14 protein-coding genes and 1 pseudogene are annotated in these 12333 nt (G+C 41.2%); 1 reads left to right on the top strand and 14 read right to left on the bottom strand.

The window, feature by feature from the left end; translation table 11 throughout:
* Positions 1-16: 16 nt before the first annotated feature.
* From ACIFSR_RS18795 to ACIFSR_RS18775, 5 genes and pseudogenes are all read right to left on the bottom strand, one after another.
* Positions 17-988, bottom strand: coding sequence for an ABC transporter ATP-binding protein (locus tag ACIFSR_RS18795; RefSeq protein ID WP_430059154.1), 972 nt, complete (start codon positions 986-988; stop codon positions 17-19).
* Positions 985-1950, bottom strand: a complete 966-nt coding sequence (locus ACIFSR_RS18790; protein ID WP_430059152.1) for an ABC transporter ATP-binding protein — start codon at positions 1948-1950, stop codon at positions 985-987. Before ACIFSR_RS18790 ends, ACIFSR_RS18795 begins: the two co-directional genes overlap by 4 nt.
* Positions 1951-2295: 345 nt before the next feature.
* Positions 2296-2400 (bottom strand): annotated as a pseudogene (locus ACIFSR_RS18785) (LLM class flavin-dependent oxidoreductase); the annotation flags it as partial.
* A 112-nt stretch (positions 2401-2512) separates the two neighbouring features.
* Positions 2513-3454, bottom strand: a complete 942-nt coding sequence (locus tag ACIFSR_RS18780) for a ring-cleaving dioxygenase (RefSeq protein ID WP_430059150.1) — start codon at positions 3452-3454, stop codon at positions 2513-2515.
* Positions 3455-3505: 51 nt separating this feature from the next.
* Positions 3506-3949, bottom strand: coding sequence for a MarR family winged helix-turn-helix transcriptional regulator (locus ACIFSR_RS18775; RefSeq protein WP_339209333.1), 444 nt, complete (start codon positions 3947-3949; stop codon positions 3506-3508).
* Positions 3950-4327: 378 nt separating this feature from the next.
* Here ACIFSR_RS18775 and ACIFSR_RS18770 point away from each other — a divergent pair, with 378 nt between their 5' ends.
* Positions 4328-4867, top strand: a complete 540-nt coding sequence (locus tag ACIFSR_RS18770) for an NADPH-dependent FMN reductase (protein WP_430059148.1) — start codon at positions 4328-4330, stop codon at positions 4865-4867.
* A gap of 54 nt (positions 4868-4921) precedes the next feature.
* Here the strand turns inward: ACIFSR_RS18770 and cdaS are convergent, their stop codons facing one another.
* The 9 genes from cdaS to ACIFSR_RS18725 form a co-directional block, all read right to left on the bottom strand.
* A complete protein-coding gene (gene cdaS, locus ACIFSR_RS18765; protein WP_430059146.1) occupies positions 4922-5551 on the bottom strand; it encodes a sporulation-specific diadenylate cyclase CdaS in 630 nt (209 codons plus the stop codon).
* 167 nt (positions 5552-5718) lie between these two features.
* The gene (locus ACIFSR_RS18760) at positions 5719-6852 is read right to left on the bottom strand and encodes a WD40/YVTN/BNR-like repeat-containing protein (RefSeq protein WP_430059144.1); all 1134 of its coding nucleotides are present in this window, start codon (positions 6850-6852) and stop codon (positions 5719-5721) included.
* 94 nt (positions 6853-6946) lie between these two features.
* Positions 6947-7402 carry a DMT family transporter gene (locus ACIFSR_RS18755; RefSeq protein ID WP_339209336.1) on the bottom strand — a complete coding sequence of 152 codons (456 nt, stop codon included), beginning with the start codon at positions 7400-7402 and terminating at the stop codon, positions 6947-6949.
* Positions 7403-7454: 52 nt separating this feature from the next.
* Complete coding sequence (locus ACIFSR_RS18750) at positions 7455-8153, bottom strand: Crp/Fnr family transcriptional regulator (RefSeq protein WP_430059142.1); 699 nt, start codon at positions 8151-8153, stop codon at positions 7455-7457.
* A 54-nt stretch (positions 8154-8207) separates the two neighbouring features.
* The gene (locus tag ACIFSR_RS18745; protein ID WP_430059140.1) at positions 8208-8633 is read right to left on the bottom strand and encodes a DMT family transporter; all 426 of its coding nucleotides are present in this window, start codon (positions 8631-8633) and stop codon (positions 8208-8210) included.
* A 161-nt stretch (positions 8634-8794) separates the two neighbouring features.
* Complete coding sequence (locus ACIFSR_RS18740) at positions 8795-9571, bottom strand: IclR family transcriptional regulator (protein ID WP_430059138.1); 777 nt, start codon at positions 9569-9571, stop codon at positions 8795-8797.
* A gap of 287 nt (positions 9572-9858) precedes the next feature.
* Complete coding sequence (locus tag ACIFSR_RS18735; protein WP_430059136.1) at positions 9859-10950, bottom strand: sensor histidine kinase; 1092 nt, start codon at positions 10948-10950, stop codon at positions 9859-9861.
* Positions 10947-11639, bottom strand: a complete 693-nt coding sequence (locus ACIFSR_RS18730) for a response regulator transcription factor (RefSeq protein WP_430059134.1) — start codon at positions 11637-11639, stop codon at positions 10947-10949. The genes ACIFSR_RS18735 and ACIFSR_RS18730 overlap by 4 nt, the downstream gene beginning before the upstream one ends.
* Positions 11636-12268, bottom strand: a complete 633-nt coding sequence (locus ACIFSR_RS18725; protein ID WP_430059132.1) for a nitrite reductase — start codon at positions 12266-12268, stop codon at positions 11636-11638. The genes ACIFSR_RS18730 and ACIFSR_RS18725 overlap by 4 nt, the downstream gene beginning before the upstream one ends.
* Positions 12269-12333: the final 65 nt, after the last annotated feature.

The raw sequence follows: 12333 nt of genomic DNA, 5'->3' as shown, positions 1-12333 counted from the left end.
TTTCCTAGCCTTTGTGCTATGCAAGCGGATAGTGGCATGCAACAGAGTGATGCTCTTCCGTAATTACCGGTTCTGTTGTTCGGCACAACTCTTGCACATAAGGACAACGAGTATGAAATCGACAACCAGATGGAGGCTCAGCTGGACTAGGCACATCTCCTTGAATGATGTGACTCTTCGTTGTTCGAAGTGTTGGGTCCGGCGGAGGATACGCATTTAATAGAAGCTGCGTATACGGGTGCTTCGGCTTGCGGAATAGCTCCTCTGTAGGCGCCAATTCTACGATTTTCCCCAAGTACATGACGGCGATTCTTGTACTGATCTGTTTAACTGCTCCAATGCCATGGGCGATAAATAAATACGTCAGCTTCAACTCATTTTGCAAATCCTGCAAAAGATTTAAAATTTGAGCTTGGATGGAGACATCAAGCGCTGATACTGGCTCATCGCATACGATCAATTTGGGTTTGATTGAAATGGCTCTAGCGATTCCGATCCTCTGGCGCTGCCCCCCAGAAAATTCATGAGGATATCGATTGGCAACCGAACGCGGCAATCCAACTAATTGAAGCAGGTTATCAACCTCACGCTGCACCTCACTGCGCTTCACCAGCTTGTGAACAATTAACGGCTCAGCAAGCGTATCGTATATTCGAAGCCTTGGATTTAAGGAAGCATAAGGGTCCTGAAAAATCATCTGCATTCGTGTCCGCAGTTGTTTTAACTGTCGCTGAGAGGAAAATATAATATTCTGATTTTCAAAAAGAATACGTCCAGCTTGCGGATTCTCAAGTCGAATGATTGAACGTCCAATCGTCGACTTGCCGCATCCCGATTCGCCTACTAAACCGATGGTTTCCCCTTCATACATCGTTAGGTTCACATCATCAACCGCCTTGATATGGCTGACTTGATTCGAAAATACGCCACTACGAATGGGGTAATACATTTTTAACCGTTCGATTTGCAATAGTGTGTTGAGGCTCATAAGCTAACCGCTTGAGTATGTTCTTCATTCGATACGTTTGGAAGGTCCATCAGCCAGCAGCGTACATGATGTCCCTGTCCATTCGTCGTAAGATCAGGCTGTTCTTGCTGGCATCGTGCGATTGTATGTGGACAGCGTGGGTGAAAGCGGCATCCTGCTGGCATCTTCTGGAAAGAGGGAACTGAACCTGGAATAGTCTGCAGCCGCTCCCTGTTGACTTGATCGAGTCGGAGGGTTGATTTCATTAAGCCTTGCGTATACGGATGCTTTGGTGCTCGAAAGAGAGTGAAAACGTCAGCTGATTCGACGACTTGCCCCGCATACATGACGACCACCGTATCAGCCATTTCAGCTACAACTCCTAAATCATGCGTAACTAGCAAGATAGCAGCACCGCTTTCTGCCTGCAGCTGCTTCATCAATGCAAGGATTTGTGCTTGAATCGTAACATCGAGTGCAGTCGTTGGCTCATCGGCAATGAGCAGCTTGGGCTGGCATGCCAGCGCCATTGCTATCATTACCCGTTGTCTCATGCCTCCTGAAAGTGCGTGAGGGTATTCCTTTATAATCGATTCAGCTCTAGAAATACCTACTTTCCTTAACAAATCTACGGCTAGGAGCTTCACTTCCTTGCGAGACAGGTTCAAGTGCTGGCGAATCGTTTCTTCAATCTGCTCTCCGATCGAGAAGACTGGATTTAGAGAGGTCATCGGCTCCTGAAAAATCATCGCGATTTCGCTGCCGCGAAGCTTACGAAGCTGAGCTTGCGAGCAGCTGATTAAGGATGAGCCGTTGAACTTGATGTCTCCGTGACGAACTGAACCATTAGCACCGAGCAATCCCATGATGGAAAGGGATGTTACACTCTTTCCGCAACCGGATTCGCCAACAATAGCGATGGTTTCCCCATGTTCAAGTGTGAAGCTCACATCATCTACAGCGATCACTTCTCCTTGATCCATCCGAAATGCCACCTGTAATCGATCAACTTCTAATAGCTGTCCTATTGCATTCACCAACTTTTTATCATTTGGTATACATACTTTACAAGTAATCCATATAATTCCTATGTGTTTTATGAACTTTGATTATCCCTAGCATACAGAATTTTGAAAAGTTTGAATAATAGAATAATTCTATATATAAATAGAAAATTGTTCCAATCCATACATAAATAGCTACGGAAGCTCGTTATGACTAGCTATTTAGCGGGGTTATTAGGATGATCTGGAACATAAAAAAGTGCCGCAATAAATCGTCGCGGCACTTTTTATAAGTTAAATGATGAAATTGATTTTAATTGCAATTTAGTTTTTAGCGGTATGTTTCTTAATTGCGGGCATAATTTCAGTAGCGATAAATTCTATATTTTTTGCAATTCTATCAAACGGAACACCGCCAAAATCAATTTGAGTGCCCGTATGCGGGTTAGGCAAATGATCCCCAATGGAATACAATCCGAGTTCTAATCATTTATTTTTATCGATTCGATATTTTTCCATGCGTACTCTCCCCTTTTGCGTATTAATTCAGCGGTATTAATTTTGCTTCAATATCCGCCCGTCTGGCTTCTAAAAATGGCGGTAAATCCAGTGCTTTGCCCAGCTCTGCGACGGATGAATCTTTCGTAAACCCAGGCCCATCCGTCGCTATTTCAAACAAAATGCCATTTGATTCTCGGAAATATAAGCTTTGAAAATAATAACGATCCACAATGCCGGAGGAGTGGAAGCCACGTTTTTTAACGACCTCATCCCAATAACGCAGTTCTTCTTCATTTTTAACACGGATCGCTAAATGATGAATGCTTCCTCTTCCAGGCTTCTCGATTGCTCCATCTGCTTGTTTGACCAAAATTTCTCCATAGGAACGGCCGGCAACGGATTGATAAACGGCTTCATTATCCGTACGTGACACTTCGCTATAACCTAACATGCTCGTCAATGTAGCGGCTAAATGATCTAAAGATCGAACAGTAATTTCGACAGTTCCCATGCCAAGAATGCGATGATTTTGTAAGGCGATTGATTCCTCCCATGCTGCCCATTTCTCAGGGACTTCCTCACCGTTATTGTTTAGTAGAACCATTCGCAAACCTTCTGTATCTTCAAAATGGAGCGCATCTCGTCCTGCATATTTTGTGATTTCGCCGTGTTCTACCTTTAATAATTCAAAACGTTTTTTCCAATAGGCTAAACTTTCTAAAGAAGGCACGAGTAAGCCAATTTGAGTAATCGCATTAGTACCGCGCACAGTTCTTCCTGCATTTGTCATTTCAAAGAAGGATAGCTCCGTTCCCGCACTGCCCGTTAAATCACCGTAAAATAAATGATACATGGATGGATCGTCTTGATTGACCGTCTTCTTCACTCTGCGTAGTCCTAGTACTTCTTGATAAAAATGATTATTAATTTTTGCGTTTTTTGTAATCATCGAAATATGATGATGTCCAGGGATGGTATACATAATTGTTCCTCCTCTTTTTAACTTGACTAGTCAATTGATATTGCAAAAAAATTACTCTGACGGCAATTTCTTTTTCTGGCTATGTTTATGGATACGAGTCATCAATGCGTATAGTGTTTTTTGTTCGTCCTCATTTAATACATCTTCAAAAAATGAAGTTTGAAAAGCAAGCTGGCTCGGCATTGCGTTATCCAATATGGCTTCGGCTTTTTCTGTTAAACTAATCGTTTTGGTTTTCCAGTCTTGCTTGCGCACAATATAACCTTCGTTCTCAAGTCGTACGAGCATGCGAGATATACCGCCTTGCGTAACCGTTACTTTCTCGGCTAAAACCATTTGGGTTAGAGGCTGATAGACACGAATCTGCATGAGTACATCAAATTGAGCAGTCGTTAAATCAAATTGTTTTAAAAATTCATTTGACATCTGGTTGCTCTGATTCGTAAAACGCATCAGCCGAAGCCAAATTAACGAACCTAACGTATTATTCTGCATTTCGTTCCCCCTCTCAATGACTATGCCATCACTTTACTACTCAATTGATAAAATGGCAAGTGTGAATGTTTAAGTTTGAAAAGCTACAATTAATGGAAAGATTAATGCACTTAATTAATTATAGTTACTTGACAAAGAAAATTATATTCGCTATTATTATCTCATATTAAAGATACTCAACGTAAAGGAAGTTGGCGTATTTTTATTATCCATCTTTTTAAGAATAACCCTTCCTTGTTTAAGAAATACTGATCATTAACTATTTGTTATTCTAAGGACGGTTCTTGTTCTAAAGCTTTACAACATGATTTGGCAGTGTCTGCAAAAGGTTTTCTAGACAAATGATTTGGTAGAACAACTATTGAGGAGGAAAAAACAGTGTCAAAATTAAATATCGGTATTATTTTAGGAAGTACTCGTCAAGGTCGTCTTAGCCCGCAAGTTGGTGAATGGGTAAAGAAAATTGCTGATCAACGCGGAGATGCTAATTATGAAATCGTTGATATCGCGGATTTCAAGCTCCCGCTCTTGGGAGAAAGCGATGCTACTGAGCAAGCAACAGCTTGGAATACTAAGCTTGCTAGTTTGGATGGATTCGTATTTATCGTACAAGAATACAACCACAGTATTTCAGCATCTCTGAAAAATGCGCTTGATTATGCACGTGACGCATGGAACGATAAAGCAGCAGGTATCGTAAGTTACGGTTCTGTAGGAGGTGCTCGTGCAGCTGAGCATTTACGTGGAATTTTGGGTGAATTGTCTGTAGCTGACGTTCGTGTACATCCTGCATTGTCACTCTTCACTGATTTTGAGAACGGTTCTGTTTTCAAACCAGCTGATCTTCATCTTACTAATTTGAACGGTATGTTAGATCAAGTACTCGCTTGGAGCGGTGCATTGAGAACATTGCGTTAATCGTCACTACCAACTACCACCTCTTTATGAAGAGGTGGTTTTTCTTTGTGTCATTTAATGGAGCAGATCATTGCCAGGTGAAAAGGGATATAAATTTCCTTCCAAGCTGAAGGAAGCTTGTCCGGTTTCTTCTGATACGATGATAACAAGTGCATCACTTAATTCTGATAAACCAAGACCGGCACGATGTCTAGTTCCAAGCTTCTTCTGCTCGCTGTCTCTTTGCGTTAACGGGAGGACATTGCCAGCAGATATAATTTTATCATTTTGGATTAAAACTGCGCCGTCGTGGAGTGGACCGCCAGGCGTGAAAATAGATTCTATTAACGAATGCGTCAGCATGGCAGAAATTAATACGCCATGAGTAATATACCTATCAATTGAATCTGATCTTTGCACGACGAGAAGCGCCCCATGGCGCCGTTTCGATAAATGGGATATTGCATGGGACAACTCGTCATATTTAGCGGTATAAGGTGCAAGATAACATTTTAAATAAAAGGTTGTTGCAATCGATTCCGTCTCAAAAACTTGTTCTTTCATAGAATGGAACTCGTTTAGCAAGCAATTGCCAGCATCATGATCCAAATCCTTTATCAAAGATTCAAGGGATTCACGCAAATGTAGAAGCTTGCTTTTCACTTCAACTTTCATTGGAGAGAAATCACATTTTATATCATCCATACGTCCACCCCACTCAAGTGATTACCGCAAATTGAAGTTGAATACTTCATTTATTTTGCTTAGCCCCTCATTTTTTATACATAATAGCTGACGGCAACAAAAAGACTGGCCCCTATAATAGGAACCAGTCTTCTTAAAGTTCTTGTCAGCATATCCGTTATTGCAGCTTACTGATTGTTTTCAGGAATGCTTATTTTTTTGGACCATGTTTTGCCGCCATCAGTTGTTCTGTACACAGCAGCATTAGCTAGGCTTGTATCTGCCATCCAGCCTAGCTCCTTGCTTGTAAACGAAATAATGCTTTCTCCCCCTGCGATCGGTCTAAGATTATTCCACGTTTTCCCTGAATCAACCGAACGACCAACGCCAATGACTCCAGCGGCTGGAGAGTAACCTCCGAGTATCGCAGCTCCATCAACAAGCTCCATATTGCTAGGGTGTCCACCAGGCGCAGCCGGTCCTTCCTTAACAAGTCCTGCAGCACCGCCCGGTGCTGGTCCACCGCCTGCTGTTTCCTGACTAATTACTTTCCTCCAGCTTGAACCACTATCTGCAGAGGCATAAAGGGAATAAGATTGCTGGGACATCCCTACTCCACCGTAAAATTGTGCCCATATTTGATTTCCCTTTGTGTAAAGCTTTCCGCCTATGCTCTCCTCAGATTTAACCGTTAGTTTCGTGGACCAATTCATACCACCATCTGTGGTTTTTGATAGTCGATAGCCAAATCCAGGTACTACGATAAGTGACCATCCATGCTTCACATCTGTAAACTCTGCATAGCGGTTATTGGGAGGAGTAGAGATTTTGGTCCATGTTTTCCCGCCATTTGATGTTTTATAGGCAAAAGCCTTCGTATAGCCGAAGCCATTTGAAGCATCCACAAAATGAATACGTTCAAGCGCGAGCGGACTGGTTACTATTTTGGTGAACGTTTTTCCGCCATCCTTGGTGTGAATAAGGGCATTCGTTCCGGAAGCAGAAGATTTCGCCAATGCCCATCCGGTTGTGTTGGAAATAAAATCAAGCTGTGTAAATTGCCAAGTACCCTTATAGATCGGTTGCCATGTTGAGCCGGCATCAGAAGTACCAATGAGAAATCCATTGCCAGCAGCGCGTCCGGTTGTACCGTTCAAAAATTGAATATCACTGAAATGGTATGCGGTATCCCCTGCTGGTGTTCCGCTGAAAAGATCCTTTGCTGTTGTGCTGACTGCTGCTTGCGTTAACGGTGTGATTACTGTAAGGCCAATCATCAGTGCTGCTGCTACAAGACCGTACTTAAGTTTAGCTTTGATCATGTTTTTCCTCCTCCTGCTGCTAAGTTAGTATTAGAGCCTTTATAGAAGAAAATACCCTGCTTTGATCAAATTGAATCTTAAACGTTATTGGTCGTTATGCTGTAACTTTCTTACGAGCACCGCTTATTTTAAATACAATGATACCACAGACGATTACAAGGACACCTAACCCTTTATTCGTTGTGAACGCTACTTTTTCGATACCTAGCCACCCTTGCGAGTCCCACAATAAAGCAGTTCCCAGCTGTGCGGTTAGAACGATAGAGATGGCATACGTCGGGCCAAGCCGCCTAATGCCTTGTACCAGACAAGTAACGACGCCTACGCCGATTAGACCGCTGAACCAGTACCATGGCTTCATATTTTGTAATACAAATAACTGTTCGCCTTCGAATACGAATCCGATAACAAATGAGGCAAGGAAGCCCATGCCTAATACTAAGGCAGTAGTTGTCCATGTATTTATTCGTTCATTGACTTTGCTATTGAATATATTTTGCAAACTGACCAAACAACCAGTGAGAACTGCGAATATAAGCCCGATCATCATGTTTTCTACTCTCCCATTGGCTTATTGTTTTGAAATAGCTCATGATATTGTATTACTCATAAATATTTTGGCTGGCGAGTGCGCGTAGTCCATCCTTGTTTTTAACAAGAATGCCTCCATTCTTCCGCTCAATTAAACCTTTTGCACAAAATTGCTGGACAACCCGATTGAGATGTCTATAGCTCGTTCCAATCAAGTTAGCCGTATCCTTTAAGCTGATTGTTTTTCGCTGCCCTTTAATTAGATATTCTGAATCATCATAGGAGACGGACAATAGATAGCTCGCCAATCGAACCTCTACAGGGTGCAAAATATTGAAGCTTAATGCATTCGAATTTTTTAAAAATTTCCGAGCTATAATTTTCAATAAAAATTGCAGCAGCGGTGAATGATCTTTGCCGTATTTATTCAACCACTGATGATGAATTCCAATCATGTATACAGTCGACACGGCTTCAACCGTATTAATAATGTCAATGTCTTGCACATATTCAATATCCCCCACTACATCAAGGGAGGTTTTGAAAGTAAGAATAAGTGTTTTCCCATCTTTTGAGGTTGTGTAGATCTTTATCTTTCCTTGAACGAGAAAATAGAGATATTTTGAAGATTGACCTTGGGAACAAATAAGCTCCTCATGATCAAAGCAGAATAGTGACAAATGGGGTAATAGTTGTTCCCCGAATGTTGCTTCCAATTGATGCGCTTGTAAAAAATGGTGAAGCTGCTCGCGATCTTTAATTTCTTGCATCTGTACGAATCACCTCCAGTGGAATACGATCAAGGGCTTGGTATATTTTAACTATTATAACCGCAATATGACCACCCCAGCTATCATCATCCCAATACCGATGAATTGAGGCAGCCTCATCTTCTGCTTTGCAACCCCGAACCATCCTTGACTATCGACGATAAAAGCCAGGCTTAACTGGGCAATCAGCATGGCAGATATGCTAAGTGTAACGCCAATTTGTTGAATAGCAGTGACATTGCTGAAGATGATAATAGCTGCAAAGGAACCGCCGATTAGATATAAGGGTTTTACTTGTTTAAAACCGGTCCACTGTTTATCCCTGACGAATAACAGAATAATCAAGGCTGCTATGAAGCCGGTGAACTGGGTAATCGTTGCGGTTTGCCAAGTGCCGATATCTTGACTAATTCTTGAATTAGCAACACCTTGCAGTGTAATTAAGACCCCGCCTAAAAATGCAAAAATGCTCCCTTTCATATCATTGCTCTCCTCCATATCAATCTTTCCATCATTAAACGATACATTTCAAGGTTTAGGAAAGGACATATGTCCTAAATCAATGTAAAGCAGTTTTTTGCATAAAAAAAGAACGAACGCTCGATCACTGTTCGTTCAATTTATTCGTTTGGGATCGCCACCTACTCGCTCCAACGTATCTTATTGCGGAACCCCAGTTCTTTGGAGATGAGATCCGCATACTTTTTTGCTTGCTGACCGTAGCTCTCGATTTTACTTGGCGTAAAGCGTATCGCGGGACCAGCTACATTCAGTGATCCAATAACGGTATTATCATAAGAAAAGATGGGAGCCCCGATGCCAGTTGTTCCATCCGTTGCTTCTCCTGATGTGATGGCATAACCTCGGGAGCGAATGATCTCTAGATCAGTCTGAATCATTTCTTTGGATAATGGAATCAGCGACGGTATTGTTGTCCAATCCACACCTTGCAATATAGCTTCCTGCATCGTGGATGGCAAATGAGCAAGAATAGCGCGATTAGATGCTCCTATATAGAGTGGCAGCCTAAGTCCGATAGGTTCGGAAATTTTCAAAATTTGCGGTGAATCGATGGAATCAATATAGACGCCTTCTTGGTTCTCTCTTGTAGCCAAATAGATCGTTTCTTTCGTTTTTTGCGATAGTTCGACCATGAATGGTCTAGCCAGTGACCTGAACATTAGACTGTCCCACATCAAAAAACCGTATTTCATAATGGAAAGTCCTAATTTATATTTTTTCGATTTTTTATCTTGAGCAACAAATCCATGTTCGGATAAAGAATGAAGAATCCGATGCGCGCTTTGTACGGGCATGTCGAGTTCCCTGCTGATTTCTGTTGCACTCATTTCTTTCTCGCTGCCATGCGGTACAAGCAGATCCAATATGTGAATAGCTTTGGAAATGACCCCGGACATTTGCTGCACCTCCGATTAGGAATTGATGTTATTCAAGCTTGCTATGCCGATTACGAAGATCTTTTTCAGCAATGTCTATCTTCAATAAAAAACACGTACCTCCGATCGGAAAAGCATCAACGGTACGTGTTTTTTATGCTATTCATTTATAAACAATCTCACTCGGTTCAGTATCAGATTAGTAACAGCCTCTGCAGTTTACTATCTTGTGAAGTAAGCCTTGGCTCGAATTGATTGACTCCAATAGCAGCATGTTGTTTTCATTCATCTACAAATAGACTCTTTATTTAGTTATTCTTTACTGTATTCGGTAAATACACATGAAATAAAGTCCCTTCATCACTTTCAGCCCAAATTTGTCCTCCGTGACGTTCGACAAGTGTTTTCGTAATAGCCAGTCCTAAGCCCCCACCTCCCGATTTCCGGTTCCGTGATTTTTCCACACGATAGAAACGTTCGAATATATGCGCGAGCTGCTCAGTTGGTATTCCGATTCCAGTATCCTTGACAGTTATTTGAACACCTTGTTGAACTAATTTCCCATATACCGATATCTTTCCACCACTTGAAGTAAATTTTAGAGCATTCGATAATAAATTTGTCCATATTTGAATGAGTCGGTATTCATCAGCATGGATAGTCATTTTAGGGATGAAACCTCTTTCCAATATAATTCCTTTGTCTGAAAAGGAGGGCTTCATAAGATCTATAACTTGTTCTATAGATTTTGTTAGAGGAGCTTCTTTTAAGGTTAACGGCTGTGCTGTAGAAGTAAGTGTTTGCAGTTCTTCCAAATCATTAACCATTTGGACTAAACGGTGAATTTCTTCTCTGCATGATTGAATGCGTTCAGGAGTAGCTTCCCAAATCCCATCTTGAATCGCTGATAAATAACTATTTAATGTCGTTAAAGGTGTTCGAAGCTCATGAGCAATATTTTCGGTCATCGTCACCCGTAATTGTTCTTGCTGTTCAAGCTGTTCAGCTAAATGATTGATAGAGGCAGCCAGTTGATCGACTTCATCTTTTGGAGTTCCTTTTATAGGTAGTCGAGCATCTCGTTTTCCTCTTGCCATAACGAGTGTTATGTTCTTCATTTTAACTAAAGGTGAGGAAATTTTTTTAGCGATGTAAATGCTCATAATAAGCGTAATAATGAGTGCTCCGCCTACTGTCAGTCCAATGGATTGAAGAACGGCTTGCTCTAAATGTGAATTTAATGACTCTGTCTTATCGTGGCTACCTTGCGCTATCTCTTCACCATAAAGCTGGAAATGATGATGAGTGGCTGTAGCTAAAGCAATGGAAGCAATGATTAAGATGGCTGTGGTATAAAAGATAAGAAGAATACTAATCCGATAGGATAGTGTTTTTTTCATTTGCCTCCTCCATGAAAGCGATAGCCGGCACCAAAAACCGTCTGAATGAACATTGGATTTTTAGCATCCTCCTCTATTTTTTGCCGTAAATTTTTGACATGCTGATCAATTGTACGAGCATCCCCTTCAAAATCGATTCCCATCACCATATCAATTAATTGTTCGCGGGAAAGTGTTCTTTCAGCATTTCTAGCCATAGCAACAAGCAGTTTATATTCATTGGGTGTTAAATTTATGGGTTCTTGATTGATGTAAACCTGTTTAGCTTGGCTATCCAAACTTAATCGTCCATTACCGTATTCCAAACGATCAGCGAGAAGCTCTTGATGATTAGTACGCCGCAGGACAGAACGAACTCTAGCCAACAATTCATGGGGATCAAATGGTTTCACGATATAATCGTCAGCTCCAGCAGATAACCCTTGGATGCGATGATTTAGAGAAGCTTTAGCCGTTAGCATAATGATAGGTACCGGATTAGTTCCTCGTATTTGTCTGCACAGCAGTTCTCCATTAATGTCAGGGAGCATCAAGTCAAGAATGATTAAATCAAAGGGCTGCTTATCGATTTCATGCAACGCACTTTGGCCATCACTAACTTCACATGCACTATAACCAGCCTTGTTTAGATAAGCGATTATAACCTCTCTAATTTTATCTTCATCCTCTACAACTAAAATTTTACTCATGGTTGTTCATTCCATTTCAAAGTTTTTAATTCGTCTAGTGAAATACGATTAATAAATTTGCTGAATTTTTCCTTTCCTTTAGCATGTTCTTTATAATAGTTAATGAGATTAATTATTGATGGTATTAACTTCTCTTCCGATAACCCTGAAATTAAAAGCTGGGCAAAGGAAGGTTTTATTCCCTTGGGCTCTCCGCCGACATAAACGTCAAACACATTCCGCATTTTTACGACCCCAATATCTTTTAATAAAGGTTCACTTGTACCTAATGCGCAACCAGCATAACCGACTTTCATTGGAGTTGGTGTTCCGATTCCCGCAATTGCTTCGTTTAATTTAATGGCAATATCTAAGCCGGCATCCTGGGCTCCTTTGCAAAAGTTGCATGCAATCAAGCTTTTTGTCGTAAAGCCTGAAGGATTAACCTCGAGGCCGACTGCTCGTAATTGTTCGGTTAGTTCATTTTGTTGATCTAACGGTATTTCCACATAAAGCTGCTTAAAAGGTGTCATCTCTATATTTGCTTCTGTGTCAATAAGTGAACCTATGGTTACCAGTTGATGAGGTGTGAACAGGCTGCCTCCAACCTGAATGGCTGGTGAGACTGCGATTTTTATTTTATCATTCATTTGGCATCTCTCCTTTACATCATAACCATTATAATATACCCCCTAAGGGTATGTAGGTCAAGAGT

The sequence above is a fragment of the Paenibacillus sp. NRS-1760 genome (genome assembly GCF_050467785.1).
Taxonomy (GTDB): Bacteria; Bacillota; Bacilli; order Paenibacillales; family Paenibacillaceae; genus Pristimantibacillus.
This window is presented reverse-complemented; position numbering and strand designations above follow the sequence as displayed.